The 17,443-nt window shown below is 40.7% G+C and carries 15 protein-coding genes; 11 read left to right on the top strand and 4 right to left on the bottom strand.

The annotated features are described in order from the left end of the window. Positions 1-4: 4 nt before the first annotated feature. From Q8M41_RS17885 to Q8M41_RS17855, 7 genes are all read left to right on the top strand, one after another. Positions 5-2,470, top strand: coding sequence for a heme lyase CcmF/NrfE family subunit (locus Q8M41_RS17885; RefSeq protein WP_305366675.1), 2,466 nt, complete (start codon positions 5-7; stop codon positions 2,468-2,470). Further along, a complete protein-coding gene (locus Q8M41_RS17880) occupies positions 2,470-3,246 on the top strand; it encodes a Rossmann-like and DUF2520 domain-containing protein (RefSeq protein WP_305366674.1) in 777 nt (258 codons plus the stop codon). Before Q8M41_RS17885 ends, Q8M41_RS17880 begins: the two co-directional genes overlap by 1 nt. A 24-nt stretch (positions 3,247-3,270) precedes the next feature. Next, positions 3,271-3,603 carry a 2Fe-2S iron-sulfur cluster-binding protein gene (locus Q8M41_RS17875; protein WP_305366673.1) on the top strand — a complete coding sequence of 111 codons (333 nt, stop codon included), beginning with the start codon at positions 3,271-3,273 and terminating at the stop codon, positions 3,601-3,603. 18 nt (positions 3,604-3,621) lie between these two features. Next, the gene (gene iscX, locus Q8M41_RS17870) at positions 3,622-3,864 is read left to right on the top strand and encodes a Fe-S cluster assembly protein IscX (RefSeq protein WP_305366672.1); all 243 of its coding nucleotides are present in this window, start codon (positions 3,622-3,624) and stop codon (positions 3,862-3,864) included. Positions 3,865-3,967: 103 nt separating this feature from the next. Next, positions 3,968-4,498, top strand: a complete 531-nt coding sequence (locus tag Q8M41_RS17865; RefSeq protein WP_305366671.1) for an HAD family hydrolase — start codon at positions 3,968-3,970, stop codon at positions 4,496-4,498. Between the two features lie 62 nt (positions 4,499-4,560). Then, the gene (locus tag Q8M41_RS17860) at positions 4,561-4,926 is read left to right on the top strand and encodes a hypothetical protein (protein ID WP_305366670.1); all 366 of its coding nucleotides are present in this window, start codon (positions 4,561-4,563) and stop codon (positions 4,924-4,926) included. 422 nt (positions 4,927-5,348) lie between these two features. Continuing rightward, positions 5,349-5,924, top strand: coding sequence for a nucleoside triphosphate pyrophosphatase (locus Q8M41_RS17855; RefSeq protein WP_305366669.1), 576 nt, complete (start codon positions 5,349-5,351; stop codon positions 5,922-5,924). Here the strand turns inward: Q8M41_RS17855 and Q8M41_RS17850 are convergent. The 4 genes from Q8M41_RS17850 to Q8M41_RS17835 form a co-directional block, all read right to left on the bottom strand. Next, positions 5,894-6,850 carry an exopolyphosphatase gene (locus Q8M41_RS17850; RefSeq protein WP_305366668.1) on the bottom strand — a complete coding sequence of 319 codons (957 nt, stop codon included), beginning with the start codon at positions 6,848-6,850 and terminating at the stop codon, positions 5,894-5,896. The genes Q8M41_RS17855 and Q8M41_RS17850 overlap by 31 nt on opposite strands. A 144-nt stretch (positions 6,851-6,994) precedes the next feature. Next, positions 6,995-8,299 carry an ABC transporter permease gene (locus Q8M41_RS17845; RefSeq protein WP_305366667.1) on the bottom strand — a complete coding sequence of 435 codons (1,305 nt, stop codon included), beginning with the start codon at positions 8,297-8,299 and terminating at the stop codon, positions 6,995-6,997. 8 nt (positions 8,300-8,307) lie between these two features. Further along, positions 8,308-9,204 (bottom strand): ABC transporter ATP-binding protein, encoded by an 897-nt coding sequence (locus Q8M41_RS17840; RefSeq protein ID WP_305366666.1) that lies wholly within the window; start codon positions 9,202-9,204, stop codon positions 8,308-8,310. A 118-nt stretch (positions 9,205-9,322) separates the two neighbouring features. Beyond that, on the bottom strand, positions 9,323-10,441 hold the full coding sequence (locus Q8M41_RS17835; RefSeq protein ID WP_305366665.1) for an AI-2E family transporter: 1,119 nt from the start codon (positions 10,439-10,441) through the stop codon (positions 9,323-9,325). A gap of 124 nt (positions 10,442-10,565) precedes the next feature. Between Q8M41_RS17835 and Q8M41_RS17830 the strand changes: the two genes are divergently transcribed. From Q8M41_RS17830 to Q8M41_RS17815, 4 genes are read left to right on the top strand one after another with little or no spacing between them, the layout of a single operon-like run. Next, positions 10,566-13,298, top strand: a complete 2,733-nt coding sequence (locus Q8M41_RS17830; protein ID WP_305366664.1) for a DUF1553 domain-containing protein — start codon at positions 10,566-10,568, stop codon at positions 13,296-13,298. 31 nt (positions 13,299-13,329) lie between these two features. Then, positions 13,330-14,835 (top strand): DUF1501 domain-containing protein, encoded by a 1,506-nt coding sequence (locus Q8M41_RS17825; RefSeq protein ID WP_305366663.1) that lies wholly within the window; start codon positions 13,330-13,332, stop codon positions 14,833-14,835. 20 nt (positions 14,836-14,855) lie between these two features. Beyond that, complete coding sequence (locus Q8M41_RS17820; RefSeq protein WP_305366662.1) at positions 14,856-15,791, top strand: sugar phosphate isomerase/epimerase; 936 nt, start codon at positions 14,856-14,858, stop codon at positions 15,789-15,791. A gap of 15 nt (positions 15,792-15,806) precedes the next feature. Beyond that, complete coding sequence (locus Q8M41_RS17815; RefSeq protein WP_305366661.1) at positions 15,807-17,231, top strand: c-type cytochrome domain-containing protein; 1,425 nt, start codon at positions 15,807-15,809, stop codon at positions 17,229-17,231. Positions 17,232-17,443 lie beyond the last annotated feature (212 nt).

Here is a 17,443-nt window from a genome sequence, read left to right as displayed (position 1 = left end):
CTTAATGGAAATACAATACATTGGAGAAAACCTTCTTCCGGGGAAGTTAGGTCAGTTCTTCATCATCCTGTCGTTTTGTACTGCTCTTCTGGCAACCCTTGCCTATTATTTTGCAACTTCCACGGCACTCTCTAAAGACCAGTCAAAGCAGGCAAGTTCTGATGGCTGGAAACGAATCGCAAGAATTGCATTCCGTTTAAATACAGTTGCCGTTATTGGAATAGGATCCTGCCTGTATTATATCATCTATAATCACTTGTTTGAATACCATTATGCATGGGCTCATTCATCGAAAATACTTCCGGTTTATTATATAATCTCTTCCTTTTGGGAGGGGCAGGAAGGAAGTTTTTGGCTATGGATGTTCTGGCAGGCATTTTTAGGAACAATCATTCTTTCAAAAGGCAAAACATGGGAAAATTCAGTCATGACCACCATCATGCTTTCTCAGGCCTTTATCGCATCAATGCTCGTTGGAGTCGAGGTTTTCGGATTTAGAATCGGGAGTTCTCCCTTTATTTTATTGAGAGATGCAATACAGGGGCCAATCTTTGCACGTGGCGATTACCTGAGCATGGTCACAGATGGTAATGGATTGAACCCACTGCTACAGAACTACTGGATGGTCATCCACCCGCCAACATTATTCCTTGGTTTTGCATCCATGATTGTTCCTTTTGCCTATGCAATCGGCGGACTTTGGGAGAGAAGATATTCAGAATGGATTACACCAGCTTTACCATGGACACTTTTTGCAGTAATGATTCTGGGAACAGGTATCATTATGGGATCATTCTGGGCTTATGAAGCCTTGAATTTTGGAGGTTTCTGGGCCTGGGATCCGGTAGAGAATGCCTCAATCATTCCATGGATGACTTTGATTGCAGCCGTTCACGTCCTGATTGCTTATAGAAATTCAGGCCATTCTTATTTTACAGCCACTTTTCTGGTACTGATCAGTTTTGTACTGGTGCTTTATGCCTCCTTCCTTACCCGTAGTGGTATTTTAGGTGAAACATCTGTTCACGCATTTACAGATTTAGGAATGTTCTGGCATCTGGTTCTTTACGTAGTGGCATTCCTTTTCATCGCTGTTTTGTTTCTCGTTATCCGCTGGAAAGAACTTCCGATAACTAAAAAGGATGAAGAAACTTATTCGCGCGAGTTCTGGCTTTTTATAGGTGCTTTGGTATTATCAATCGCGTGCGTTCAAATACTTGCTACTACCTCAGTGCCGGTATTTAATGCCATTTTCGGAACTGAGATCGCACCACCACCCAATGTTATTGCGCATTACAATAAATGGCAGGTTCCTTTTGCTGTAGTAATTGCCTTCATCTCAGCATTCTCACAATTCCTGAAATACAAAAAGACAGATCCTAAGAAATTCTTTGTCAGTATTTCCATATCTCTGCTTGTTTCAGTATTCATAACCGCAGCAGCCGTTTATGCGATGAATATCTATACCAATGTAATGTATATCATCCTGACCTATGCTTCCGTGTTTTCGATACTGGCCAATGCCAGGATTCTTGGTGAAGCATTTAAAGGAAAGTGGAGACTTGCAGGATCTGCAGTTGCACACATTGGCTTTGCCTTATTACTTGTCGGAGCACTTGTTGCCGCCGCAACAAATAAAATCATTTCAATCAATAATACCGGGATTGGTTTTGGAGATGAGTTCGCAAAGAGTAATAATCCCCGGGAAAATATTATTCTGTACAAGGATGAGCCTACAAAGATGGACCGTTATACGGTCACTTATATGGGCGACTCGACACAGGGTGTAAATACCTATTACAGAATCAATTATAAGGTAATTGATGAGAAGAGCGGAGACGTTAAAGAGAACTTCACACTCTATCCAAATGCACAGCAGAATGCCAAAATGCGGCAGATTATCGCTTCTCCTGATACCAGGCATTACCTGTTTCATGATGTTTATACCCATGTAAGCAGCGTACCTTTGAAAGAAGAGGACCATGAAGATCATGAAGGTCATTCTGAGGATGAAAAATATGAAAAGCCTGCTACTTATGAAGTGAATGTTGGGGATACAGTCCGTTTCCGAGAAGGTTATATATTGGTTAAGGGAATTAACCGTGATGCTAAGATTCAGAATATTCCTGTTGGTGAACGGGATATCGCTATTGGCTTGCAATTAGATATTGTTTCAGATGACAAAGTTTACCCATCTGAGCCAATCTATTTATTAAAAGATGGTTCTAAATTCGATTTTGGAAAAACAGTTGATGAAAAAGGACTGAAATTGCGTTTTTCAAATGTTTATCCCGATAAGGATAAGCTTGAGCTAATGGTTTATCAGAAACCAAAAGCAGAGAAGGATTGGGTAGTATTAAAAGCCATTGAATTTCCATATATAAATTTATTCTGGGGGGGAACGATCATTATGGTGATCGGATTTATTCTATCCATTTTCAGGAGAAATAAGGAAATCAAACAAGCCTGATGAATATTGTCATTTTAGGTAGTGGTAATATAGCCACTCATTTAGGTCGCGCATTTAAAATGGCCGGGCAGGATATATCGCAGGTTTGGAGCCGCGATATAATCCATGCGAGAACATTGGCTGATACTCTGGCAGCAGAACCAATAGACAATATGTTTGATCTGGATCGCTCTGCCGACTTGTTTATCATTGCTGTTAGGGATGAAGCAATCAGGGAACTTGCTCTTGAATTAAAGCTCAGTGATCAGGTGCTTGTACACACATCCGGTTCAACCGGACTTTCGGCGCTTGCAGGAGCTTCCACGAAAATTGGTGTATTTTACCCCCTACAAACCTTTTCAAAGATCAAGTCTGTCGATTTCAGGCAGATTCCGATCATCATTGAAGCAAATATTCCCGAAGTATTGGCAACTATTCGGGCAATTGCCGATCGCTTATCAGAAAAAGTAATTGAATTAAACTCAGAACAACGTAAAACACTTCATGTTGCCGCTGTATTTGCCTGTAATTTCACCAATCACCTCTTCGGGCTTGCTCAGGAATTACTGGAAGAAAAAGGGCTGGATTACGAACTTTTGAAGCCTCTGATTGAAGAAACTCTCAGTAAAATTAAAATGAATGATCCTGTTTCTGTTCAGACCGGCCCGGCGATCAGGGAAGACCAGGCTACTATTAAGGCACACCTCGAACTTCTCAAGCATAATCCTGCTTTATCAGAACTTTATACTAAACTTAGTCAAAGCATAGTCAATTTGCACAAGCGCTCACAGGGCTGAGTTTAAAATGCTATTTTTGCACTAATGAACATTTTTAAATTAAAAATCAATTTTGAAGAGGCTTCAAAGCCAGCAGTAGAGCTTCCGATAGCAGAAGGCGAATCAGTTCTTGATGTTTGTCTGGATAACGGGATTGAATTACAACATAACTGCGGTGGAGTTTGCGGATGCAGTACCTGTCAGGTTTATGTTAATTTCGGGATGGATAATATTCAGGAAATTTCTGATAAAGAAGAAGATTTTATCGATCGTGCGGTCAATCCAAGGATTAACTCCCGTCTGGGTTGTCAGTGTGTGTTAATAAACGGTGATCTTGAAGTAACACTTCCGGATCAGAATCAGTTTTTAGGACATTAATAGAATTATACAAGAGAAATGGCGAAAGAAAGTTTTGAATTACCGATTTACTGGAATGATTATGAAGATATAGCTATGGGCCTTTATGAAAAATTTGGTGATGATTTCGGAGAATCTCAGATTTATAGAATTCGTTTCACCGAACTGCTTGACTGGATTTTAAGTCTTCCGAATTTCGCAGGTACCCGCGAACAATCCAATGAAGGTCATCTGGAGCAAATCCAGACAGCCTGGGTTTACGAGTGGCGCGACAATCAATAGGAGGTCGGAGGACTGAAGTCTGATGTCAGAAGTATGAAGTCTGATGTCCGAAGTCTGACCTCCGACCTCATACCTCGGACTTCATACCTCAATTCTTACTACCATGTTCTTAGAAAAACTAAAGCATATTAAAGCATTTATTCTTGATGTTGATGGTGTCATGACCAATGGTATGCTTTTGGTTACTGAGTCGGGGGAATTTTTGAGGCAGTTTAATATCAAAGATGGTTATGCCTTGCAACTGGCAGTGAAGCGGGGATTTAAGATAGCAGTTGTTTCCGGTGCCAGATCAAAAGGGGTAGAGCACCGCTTAAGAGGTCTTGGTATAACCGACATTTATCTCGGTTTGGATTCGAAAACTGCTGCTTATAATGAGTTCATTGATAAAAATGGATTATTGCCGGAACAAGTGCTCTTCATGGGGGATGATATCCCCGATCTGGAACTCATGAAGATGGCAGGTCTTGCAGTTTGTCCGGCTGATGCGGTTGAGGAGATCAAAGCTGTTGCCCACTATATTTCCCCGAAAAATGGCGGTGATTCATGCGTCAGGGATATCATTGAAAAAGTATTGAAGATCCAGAATCTATGGATTAATGCAGATCCTTCATCTGCTGACGGTAGCAAAATTTGATTATTTCCTTCAGCTTTAAACCTTTTGTTCTATTATCAATCAAAAGGGAAAAACCAGCAAATATGAAAAGATTAATTATTGCCATGGGGTTGATTCTCTGTATGGCAACATTCGCCAATGCACAGGGCGGCCGACAAATGGGTACACCTGATGAAAGAGCCGAGCGTCAGATTGCTCAATTGGAAACCCTAAAGCTTTCAGCTGAACAAAAAACTAAATTAAAGGAAGTATTTATCTGGTCGGCAAAGCGGACCGACAGTGTGAGAACAACTTTAACTGATGGTGGTGATTTCCAGGCTTTACGTGCTAAAATGGCACCTTTGCAGGCAGAAACCACAACAAAGGTGAATGCTTTACTGAATGATGAACAAAAGAAAGCCTACGAAGCTATTCTGGAAGAGCGTCGTGCCAGAATGAGGAATAACTAATATAACGTGAGTTCGAATATTAAACAATCTAAAGATTAATATTTAACCACATAGATTGAATTTATAATGCTTTAAAGGAAACATAGATTGTATATCATATAGATTGAAGCAAAGCTTCAAGGCTATCTGTGTCTATAATTTAGGTTAGAAGCTATAAAATGCTATGTTTCTATGTGGTTTTTTAAATATTATGTCGAGTTCACGTTAATATACCCATTTTGATTGAATAGGGGATAGATCAGGTTTTAATTGTACTGTCTGATGTTTTTAAACCCGATTGTAGCGAATACCGGCCTGTGCTTAAGGCCTGTGGAGTATGAGCGAAAAGCGGGAATGCATTTAAAAAGAGCACAGCAGCACATTTCCAAACGATAAAAACTTAATACAAGTCGCTTTTCTTATTTTTGGCAAAGTCCAAACAGATGATCAAACAATTTCCACCAATTATTCTGGCTTCCAAATCACCGCGCAGACAAGAACTGCTAAAACTCATGGGATTTGATTTTCAGGTTGTCCTGAGGGAGGTGGATGAAAGTTACCCTCCCGGATTATCACCATCTGAAATTGCTGTTCATATATCCGAAAAAAAAGCAAAAGCCTTCGATCTGCTGATTGAAAATGAAATAGTGATTACCGCAGACACAATTGTCTCCCTTGATGGTAAAATATTGGGTAAACCCGAAAATGAAGATCATGCATTTGAGATGCTTTCTGAATTATCGGGTAAAAGACATGATGTGATTACAGGAGTGAGCTTGCTCAAGGATCATAAACTTAGCAGTTTCTATGAGCTTACTGAAGTGTTCTTTAAGGAGATCAGTGCTGAGCAGATACGATATTATATTAATACCTGTCAGCCGATGGATAAAGCGGGAGCTTATGGCATTCAGGAATGGATAGGCTTGGTAGCAGTTGATAGGATAAATGGTTCCTATAGCAATGTAGTAGGCCTTCCCACTCATCGTCTTTACGCTGAGTTGTGTAAGTTGTCTGAATAATTAGAATTCCTATTTTTTATGAATTCAAATAACAGGCCTTCTTTCAGGGAATAAGTTGACAATTTAAGTGCTTTAAAAGCAAACTGATTCAGGACATACTTTGTGATCAGTGTGGACATTACGATCATATCAACTCTGACAGGAATAATAGCAGGATTTTTGCTGCGCTCTGCATGTGAGCTTTTTGAAATGAGCTCTGATACTTTTGCAAAATCCCTCAACTCAATCTTTATTTCAGGATTTGTAAAACTGACCTTAAATTGGGTATCAATGAGTGTTGCAAAAGTTTCAAATGCACCTGCTGAACCAATGAGTAGATCGGGTTTGTGGATTTTGGTCTGGGTTTTGAGCTCAGAAAGCGTATTCCCCAGATATAAATTCAGCTCATTTATATCCGCTTCAGAAATGGGGTCTGAATGATGAAACTGTTCCATGAGCCGGGCCGCCCCGATGTCATAACTCCTTTTCCAGAAAACTTCTTCCTGATTGCAGATGATAAATTCAACGCTTCCACCGCCAATGTCAATGATAAGGCATTTTTCATTGCCCAAATTAATAGCTGCCTTAACACCAAGATAAATTAGATCTGCTTCACGCTCTCCCGTGATAATTTCTGGTACAATTCCGGTTTCTGATTTGATTCTGTCCAAAAACTCTGCCCCGTTACTGGCAGATCGGAGTGCTGATGTTGCTGCAGCCCTGACCAGCTTAACCTGATACTGATCTATTGATTTTTTGAATTGTTTGAGAGCTGAAAGTCCACGATCAAAAGCTGCCTCACTGATATAGCCTTTTTCGATTCCACCTTCACCTAATTTTATAGCAATGCTTTCCTCAAAAACAAGCACAGGCTTATTATCAATGATGTTTGCAATCAATAATTGAAAAGTATTGGTGCCCAGATCGAGGATAGCAATGGAACTCATTATTTAGGGAATGGGGAATAGGAAATAGGGAATGGGAAATAAAAATAAACATATCCCCTCTTACAATTTTTAGCTTTCTTCTTTTAGCTTTTAACTTTCTGCTTTCACCTTTTAACTTTCCGCTTTTAACTTTCCGCTTTTAACTTATTCTTTATACATAAACCATTTCCCCAACTCCGCAAAACTTACCTTTTTGCCATACATCAGAATACCTACACGGTAGATTCGTGATGCTACCCAGGTTGTAAATATGAATCCGCCGATAAGCAGGACTATAGACAATGCCAGCTCCCAGTTTGGTACTCCGAAGGGTAATCTAACCATCATAGCGATTGGTGAGGTGAATGGAATAATACTCAACCAGAAAGAAAGGCTACTGTCGGGATTATTAACAATAAAGCTGAATGACATGATATAGGTAAACAGCAGTGGCAGGGTAATGGGCAACATAAATTGCTGGGTTTCAGTATCACTGTCGACAGCAGATCCTACCGCCGCAAAAAGGGCGCTGTACAACATGTATCCACCAAGAAAGAAAATAATGAAGACTGGAAGAATATAGGGCCAGTTAACGGTTTGAACAGCCTTAATGATGTCCATTCCGGGGCCATCACTATTTACAGCAGCAGCCTGTTTGCTCATAGGCATTTCAGATTTTATCTGATCCATTTTGCCTTTAAATATGATCTGACTTGCAATGGTCATCAGGCCAATTGAAAGGGTGATCCAAAGCAGGAACTGTGTCAAACCTACCAGTCCGATTCCGATTATCTTTCCCATCATCAGCTGAAATGGTTTTACGGATGAAATAACAACCTCAACGATTCTGCTGGTTTTTTCTTCAATAATGCCCCGCATTACCTGAATACCATAAATGAAAAGTGACATGTAGATTAGAATAGCGGCAGCAAACCCCACGGCCATTGCTGCGCCTGAGCTGCTGTCTTTTTCTCCCTCGAGAGTTAATTCTTTCGAAACGACAGATAATTTTGGTTTTATCTTATCAAGTGTAAGGGCATCAATTCCGGCATCTGCTAGAAGTTTGGTCCTCATCTGATCGTTCAATTGATTTTCTATCGTGCTAATCACAGAAAGCCCTGCCTTTTTCTGCGAGAACATTTCAATCGTTCCTCCGCTGGCAATATCCGCCGGAATGTAGAGCACAAAGGCATCTTCGTTTTTAATAACTTTCTGTTTAGCCTCTGCCAGTGTGAGTTCAGATTTGCTAAATGTTGCCGATTTTTTATTTTCGAGACCTTTGTTAAATATTCCGCTATCATCAATGACTTCGACTGCGGGGATATTGTCGCCACCTTTCATGGATAGTGCAAAAATCAGCGCATACATCCCAATGATTAACATGGGTACCAGAAAGGTCATGATCAGAAATGACTTCTTTTTTACCCTGCTGAAATATTCTCTTTTTATGATTAGTAGGATCTTATTCATTTTTCGGATTAGTTTTTTACGTTTTGAATGAAAATGTCGTTCATGCTGGGCACAATTTCGGTCAGTTCGGTGACCTGAACCTGTGGTATTAAGAACTTCAATACATCATTTGAAGAATAACCCGGATTGATTTGAATGGTCAGATGTGTGACTTCCTCATCTTTCTTTTCCTCATTGATGTTAAACAAGGGAGTCTCAACCGGATTCAGAATTCCTGAATAAGCTATTCTGTAGGTATTATTTCTATAGAGATTCTTTATGTCCTTCACCTTTCCATCAAGAATTTTCTTCGATTTATGGATCAGGGCAATGCTGTCACATAATTGCTCCACAGATTCCATCCGGTGTGTTGAAAAGATAATGGTAGCACCTTTTTGGTTTAATTCCAGGATCTCATTGGTTATTAACTGGGCATTAACCGGATCAAATCCGGAAAATGGTTCATCCAGAATGATCAGTTCAGGATCATGAACAACGGTAGCAATAAACTGTACCTTCTGCTGCATGCCCTTGCTCAGATCCTCCACTTTTTTATTCCACCAGCTCTGAATACCCATTTTCTCAAACCAGTATCTGATCCTTGCTGTGGCATCAGTCTTTGATAAGCCCTTTAATTGTGCCAGGTACAGCATTTGTTCACCAATCTCCATTTTTTTATACAAACCCCGTTCTTCAGGCAGGTATCCTATTTTAGAAATATGGGATGGATTGAGCTTTTCGCCATTCAATAATATTTCGCCCTGATCCGGTGCAGTAATCTGATTGATGATCCGGATCAGTGAGGTTTTTCCGGCACCGTTCGGACCCAGCAGCCCGAAAACTGAGCCCTGTTCGATTTCAATCGAGACATTGTCCAAAGCCCTGTGATTAGCATATTGTTTTACTATATTTCTGATGCTCAGCATATTGTTTGATTATTCATAATTAGAGAAATTTTCGAAATTTTTGTTACAGTTTTCTCCCGATATTCATCGGTATTAATTAAGTATATGCAGTTTTTTGCACCAAATTGTATTTCCGGTTCTATGAGTTTGTTGCTGCCTTATCATTCAGGCCTAACCAGTTTTGCAACTTTATGATTATCCTTGGATGCTTGTCTGATCTTGCGCGGCCAATTAGAAAACCATAGGGTTTAAGCGGTGTCACATGATCACAAATGATTTTGACGATCCCAAGCATGGGTATAGCTAGAATCATACCCGCAACACCCCAAACAATCTCCATGAAAACGATAATCAGGATCGTAAATAATGGATTAATATTTACTTCCGAGCCTACCACCAGTGGTTCAAGAAAATAAGTCTGAATAAACTGGATTATTAAGTAAGTGACAATCACACCTATGATCATTCCGTTACTTCCACCCTGTGAAATTACTGCAAGTGCAGTTATTACAGTACCTGTGAAGTTTCCTATGAATGGCAGGATCTCCAGAAGACCGCATAAAATAGCAAAGAAGAGTGCATTTTTTACTCCAACAATTGAAAATCCTGCAGCATACATAATCCATAAAATAACGATCATGCTGCTAAGCCCCGAAAGATATTTCTGCGCCACTTTTCCAGCATCTGAAATGATCTTTTCAGTTTCGTCTGTTTCACTAAGAGGAACCAGCATCAGGATGAATTTTTTAAGGTGAGACCGGTAATAGATGAACAGAAAGAGGTAAACAAGAACAAGAATAAAGTGGATGATAATGCTCATCAGCGAACCTAGCATTAGCCCAGCAATACCTAAGGTTCCGGAGGATCCGTTTGTTTGGTTTAACATCCATTGTTTTTGTTTTTCAGCAGATATGCCAATATTTCTGGCTATAAATTCCCTGAGATCGTCTGCAATCATACTGATACGCCGGGTAATCTCCGTAATATCCTCTGATATTCCGCTTGCCTGCCATGAAAGTAAACCAATAATAGCACCCGTACCCAGCAGAAAGATCAATACACAGATTACTCCAGCAAACATCCGGCTTATTCCTTTGTTTTCAAGCCAGCGGGAAAGAGGAACAAACAGCATGGCCAAAAGTGCACTGATCGCTAAAGGGATCAGGAAATTCTGCGCAAAATAAAGTCCGCTAATCACCAGAAATGAAAAGAATAATATGTAAATGCTTTTTTGTAAAGATGGAGATGATCTAATCATGCTGGTTCAGTGGATCATTAGTCATAAAGATACCTGAAAATTTATTTTCCTGAAGTTTTCTTAAATGTTTCGTACCGGTCTTTTTTTTGAGTGAAATTTATATCTTTAAAATAAGGATAGACAGATGAAGATACTTTACTCCAAAAAAATTATTGTATTGCTTGCGCTGCTGCTGGTGATAAGCGCCTTGTATAAATTGGCTTTGTCAAATCAGAAGGTTGATTATAACACGCAGGTTAAGCCGATAATCAATAAAAAGTGTATCTCTTGCCATGGCGGAGTGAAGCAGGAATCCGGATTTAGTCTTCTTTTTCAGGAAGAAGCTTTAGGACTTACCGAATCCGGAAAACCAGCGATTATACCAGGTGATCCCGAAGGCAGCGAACTGATCATAAGAATTACTGAAAAGGACCCGGATGAAAGGATGCCCTACAAGCACGAAGCACTTTCCAAAGATGAGATCGAAGTTTTCAGACAGTGGATTAAAGAAGGAGCAAAGTGGGGAGAGCACTGGGCTTATGTGTCTGTTAAGAAACAAGATATACCCGATCTTAATAATAAGTGGATCAGAAATGATATTGACCGCTTTATCTACGAAAAGCTGGAGGAACAAAAATTAGAGCCCTCAACAGAGGCTGATAAGGCAACTCTGTTAAGAAGACTTAGCCTTGATCTTATCGGACTTCCGGCTTCATCCGGTATTTCAAAAAAGTATCTTCAGGATAATTCTGACAAAGCATATGAGAACCTTGTTGATGACCTTTTGGCCTCGCCCCGGTACGGTGAGCGCTGGACATCCAATTGGCTTGATATTGCCCGTTATGCAGATACCAGAGGCTATGAGGCCGACCGCGGACGTATCATCTGGAAATATCGTGACTGGTTGATTAAAGCTTATAATTCAGATAAACCATACAATGATTTCCTGATTGAACAGCTTGCCGGAGATCTGATGCCAAACCCTGATGATGCGAAATATATTGCAACAGCGTTTCATCGAAATACAATGACCAATGATGAAGGAGGAACTGATAATGAAGAATTCAGAACCTCTGCCGTGATGGACAGGGTGAATACAACATGGAGTGCTACTATGGGCACAACTTTTAATTGTGTTCAATGTCATAGCCATCCTTATGATCCATTTAAAGCTGATGAGTATTATAAGTTTATGGCATTTTTCAACAATACCCGCGATGAAGATACTAATGCTGATTATCCATTATTGCGGCAATACAATACTCAGGACAGTTTAAAACTAGTGCAATTGACTGGCTGGTTAAATAGCAATACCTCAGAAGCCCAGGCAAAAAAATACTTTAACTTTCTTAAAACCTGGCAGCCTACAATTAACTCATTGCAATGTGATCAGTTTGTGAATGCTGCCTTGATCAGTAGCTGGTTTGCCGGATTGCGAAATAACGGAACATGCCGATTGAAGGATGTTGTGCTACAGGATAAGACCCAGCTTATGTTCCGATATAAAACCAATTTTGATGGAGGTAAATGGTCAATTTACCTCGATACATTGAATGGAAAACTATTAAAAACTGTTCCGCTTGCAAATACAAAGGGAGAATGGAAAATTGTGACTGTAGCGATACCTGCTGAAAAAGGAAAACATAACCTGTTTTTTAAATATTATAGTCCGGCGATAAAAAACCCTGATGATACAGGCGTCCTGTTTGAATGGTTCCAGTTTGATATTCCATTTCCCGGTAAAGGAAAAGCAGGCTATGAACTTGCATTGAGTAATTTCAATCAATTGATGCAGGCTAAAGTAGATGAAACACCGATTATGATCGAAAATAACCTGGAGCAGCTCAGAACTACACATATTTTTGAACGTGGTAACTGGATGGTTAAGGGAAATAAGGTGGAGCCGGGTGTGCCCGGTATTATGAACCCAATGCCGGCAAATGTGCCTAAAAACAGATTGGGGATGGCAATATGGTTAACTGATAAAAAAAATCCGCTTGTAGCCAGAACCATGGTGAACCGTTTATGGGAGCAGTTGTTTGGATTTGGAATTGCTGAAACTCTGGAAGATCTTGGTTCACAAGGAATTGCACCTACTCATAAGGAATTGCTTGATCATTTATCCTGGCAGTTTATGAATGAGTATAACTGGAGCATGAAGCGTCTTTTAAAAGAGATCGTAATGTCTGCGGCATATCGGCAAAGCTCTGCAGTTACTGAGGAAAAGTTAAAAACTGATCCCAACAATAAATTTTATTCCCGTGCATCCAGAATCAGACTCTCCGCGGAGCAACTCAGGGATCAGGCATTGGAAGTAAGTAATGTATTAAGCAAAAAGATGTATGGGCCAAGTGTTATGCCATTTCAGCCTGAAGGAATCTGGCGCTCCCCATATAATGGTGAAAAATGGATGATGAGTGCAGGTGAAGATCAGTACAGAAGAGCAGTTTACACTTACCTGAAGCGAACAGCACCATATCCCTCAATGATGACCTTTGATGGTAGTGCAAGGGAATCATGTCTGCCCCGGAGGATTAGGACAAATACTCCATTGCAGGCATTAACCTCTCTGAATGACTCAACCACTCTGGTCATTTCCAGAAGTCTTGCTCTTCGCATGAAAGAACTGGGAGGCAAGGAAAGCAATAATCAGATCAGTAAAGGCTATGAAGCCATGATGTTTAAGCCTATTTCAGCGAAAAAGTTAAAGGCACTATCCGACTTGTATGCAGAAGCCCTCAGGAAATATAAAAAGGATAAAACAGCCATGAATCAATTAATGGGAGCAAAAGATAAGCCTGCAGATCCTGAAACGGCATCACTGGTCATTGTTGCCGGCGCGATGTTGAATATGGATGAATGGCTCAATAAGAATTAGAAAGGGTCAAAGTATTGAAATATTATCGATTATGAAGAGAGATGCTCAGGCACAAAGGTTAGCAAGGGAAGCAGAACATGCAGCCTTGCAGTTACATACCCGTCGTCATTTTTTAAAGGAAGGGGCTATGGGCTTTGGAGCTCTGGCATTAGGTTCATTGCTTGGTAGCTGTGGTTTTAGTGGCTCTTCTGCTCCGAATGCAATGTTCGATGCTTCCAATCCGCTAGCACCAAGGCCTCCAATGTTTCCCGGAAAAGCCAAATCAGTCATTTATTTACACATGGCAGGAGCACCTTCACAACTGGAGATGTTCAGCTATAAGCCGGAACTCGCAAAACTCGATGGACAGGAATGTCCGCAGTCTTTATTGGAAGGCAAAAAGTTTGCCTTCATCAGGGGGGTACCTAAAATGCTTGGTCCGCAGGCCAATTTTAAACAGCGTGGAAAAAGTGGCTTATGGCTTTCAGACAATTTACCCCATCTGGCCACTGTTGCCGATGAGATTGCGATGCTGAATGCGGTAACAACCGATCAGTTTAACCATGCACCAGCCCAATTATTGATGCAAACTGGTTCATCACGTCTGGGAAGACCAAGCATAGGTGCATGGGTAACCTATGGAATGGGATCAGAGAATAAAAATTTACCGGGTTTCGTGGTATTAACTTCAGGAGGTAATAATCCCGATGCGGGTAAAAGTGTATGGGGAAGTGGCTTTTTGCCGAGTGTCTACCAGGGCGTTCAATGCAGGGGGGAAGGAGATCCGGTTCTGTTCATAAAAGATCCTGCAGGGATGGACAGGGATTTGCGCAAGGCATCAATTGATGCAATCAATAAAATAAATCAGGAACAGTTCGAAGAATATAAAGATCCGGAAATTCTGTCGCGCATTGCACAGTATGAAATGGCTTATAAAATGCAAATCTCTGTACCGGAGGTCATGAACATTAATGATGAACCGGCATATATCCATGAAATGTACGGTACAGAACCTGGTAAGACCAGCTTTGCAAACAATGTACTGCTTGCAAGAAAACTTGTTGAAAAGGGTGTTCGTTTCGTGCAGTTATTTGACTGGGGATGGGATACTCATGGTACTTCTGCCAGTGGTTCAGTTGATATTGGTCTGGTCAATAAATGCCGGAACGTAGATAAACCGATCACAGCATTGATTCTTGATCTGAAGCAAAGAGGTTTGCTCGATGAGACCCTGATCGTTTGGGGTGCTGAATTTGGCAGGACCCCGATGCAGGAGAACCGTGAAGGTAAGGATATGCCATTTAAAGGCAGGGATCATCATGCCGCTGCGTTCAATATGTGGATGGCCGGAGGCGGTATTAAAGGTGGTACTACTTATGGTGAAACAGATGAGATTGGATACAATATTGTGAATGGAAAGACAGAAGCATTTGATATTCAGGCTACTATTCTTAATCAATTGGGCTTTGATCATGAAAAATTCACTTATGAATCGCAGGGAAGACCTTTCCGTTTAACGGATGTTGGAGGGAAAGTGATCACTGATATTTTAGCATAAACGAATTTTGCAGCAATTATATGAGACAAGACAGAAGAAAGTTCATTAAAACATCTGCAGCAGGTTCGGCTGCCCTACTATTATCCTCATTAGAATCTTTCGCATTACCCGAAATGACTTCAACTTCTGTGAATAAGAACTACGATCTGAAAATCATGGCCACCAGCTGGGGCTATCAGGGAACGATGGATTCATTCTGCGCAAAGGTTAAGAAGGAAGGATATGATGGAATAGAATTATGGTGGCCTACGGATAATAAAAAGGCACAGGATGAAATATTTGCTGCTCTGAAGACTTATGATCTGGAAATTGGTTTCCTCTGCGGGGGATCTCAGTCCAACCCTCAGGAACATCTTGAATTCTACAAAAGAATGGTAGATGCAGCCGCAAAGCAAAATATCCAGCGACCACTGTATATTAATAATCACTCCGGAAAGGATTATTTCAGCTTCGATGATAATAAAAAATTCATTGAACATACGCAGGCATTGGCAAAAGAAACAGGCCTGTTAATTTGCCATGAAACACATCGCGGCAGAATGTTGTTTGCCGCACATATCACCAGAAACTTTCTTGAAAAATATCCCGATCTGAGACTGACTCTGGATATTTCGCACTGGTGCAATGTACATGAGAGTTTACTGTCTGATCAGAAGGAGACCATTGATCTGGCATTAGCCCGCACTGATCATATTCACGCCAGAATCGGCCATCCCGAAGGCCCGCAGGTGAATGACCCCCGTGCCCCTGAATGGGAACAAACTATGAAACAGCATTTCGAATGGTGGGATAAAATTGTGGATAGGAAAAGGAGAAATGGAGAGCGGGTAACTGTTCTTACGGAATTTGGTCCGCCCGATTATATGCCTACATATCCATATACCAGACAGCCATTGGCTGATCAATGGGCTATTAATGTGCACATGATGCATTTGCTTAGAAAACGATATTCCTGATTTCATACTCCCTGAATGAGCACACTTTCTATTTTTTTGTTTAGCCTGGTTGATTTTGTGGGGAGTTTTCATCCCTTGCTTGTACATCTCCCGATAGGGGTATTGCTGCTCGGCGCCTTGTTTCAATTTTTATCCCAAAAAGAAAAATATCAGTCGCTGGCTTCAGCAGTAGGTATTTCTTTGTTCATTGGTATGCTCAGTGCGATTACATCCTGTATCAGTGGTTATCTGCTATCAGGTACTGGTGATTATGACGAAGGCCTGATATTTAATCATCAATGGTCTGGTATCGCGCTCGCTATAATTTCAATTGTTGCATGGTATTTAAACTGGAAGGGAAAACAAATCACCTGGATTACCGCCCTTATGGTGTTCATGATTGTCCTTACCGGGCATTTTGGCGGTTCCATAACTCATGGATCGGATTACCTGACAAGGGCATTCTCGGCGGAAGGTTCAGGGCAGGCTGAAGAGAAAAGAAAGCCTATCCCGAACGTTCAGCAAGCCATGGCTTATCAGGATGTGATCAAGCCAATTCTGACTTCGAAATGTTATAAATGTCATGGTTCCAATAAGCAGAAGGGAAAACTGCGACTGGATATGCCTGATTTTATTTTAAAGGGAGGCAAGGGTGGGAAAGCGATTATTGCCGGAAATACCGATGAAAGTGAATTGATCAAACGAATCTTATTGTCAAAAGAGAGTGATGATCATATGCCACCTCTTGAACAGCCACAGCTTACTAAAACCGAACTGGATCTGATCCATTGGTGGGTAAGCAGCGGAGCTGATTTTAATAAAAAAGTGGCCGACCTTGCCCAAACTGAAAAGATAAAACCTGTTCTTTTATCCCTTCAATCTGAAGAAAAAACCGAAGCAGCATTGATCTCCGATATTCCGGAAAAGACTGTCGGACAAGCAGATGTGAAGATCGTTCAGGAACTGCTCGCTCGCGGAGTTGCAGTTATACCGGTCGCACTAAATAGTAATTACCTGTCTGTAAATTTTGTAGCGCTGGATTCAATCACTGCAAAGGATCTGCAACTACTGGAACAATTAAGCAAACAAGTGATCTGGTTAAAAATCGGGGATACCAATCTGGATGATAATAATCTGAAATCAATTGTGAAATTATCTTCTCTTACCCGTCTTTCCCTCGAAAAGACTGCCGTGAGTGATGCGGGTATTGCATCGCTGAATAGCTTGTCAAAATTAACATACCTTAATCTGGTTGGAACCAAAATAACAGCAAAGGGACTTATACAGTTGAAATCATTGAAGGATCTGAGACAGATTTTTTTGTATCAGACGGCGATTTCGGAAGCTGAGTTCAGTCTGCTTAGCAAACTATTTCCGAAGGCTGTTATTGATACCGGTGGGTATAAACTTCAGTTCCTGGAAAGTGATACGGTGGAGTTAAAATCTGCAAGAGTTAAATAGAGCAATACGATTGAATCTTAACAGGAAATTAATACGCATACAAACATTAACATGCACCTTTGGATAAAGGAATTTTAATCAAAAGAATTCCTCGAAGCTCTGCTTCGGGGTTCTGGCCTAATCTTATATTTGTTTTATGAGTGAACATATTCATAAACGTCATAATAAGAATTTGCTGTTGTACCATTTGGTTTGTCCGATAAAATATAGGA

It is taken from the genome of Daejeonella sp., assembly GCF_030684675.1.
Classification (GTDB): Bacteria; Bacteroidota; Bacteroidia; order Sphingobacteriales; family Sphingobacteriaceae; genus Daejeonella.
The sequence above is the reverse complement of the archived record's forward strand: the minus strand, read 5'-3'. Positions and strand labels throughout refer to the sequence as shown.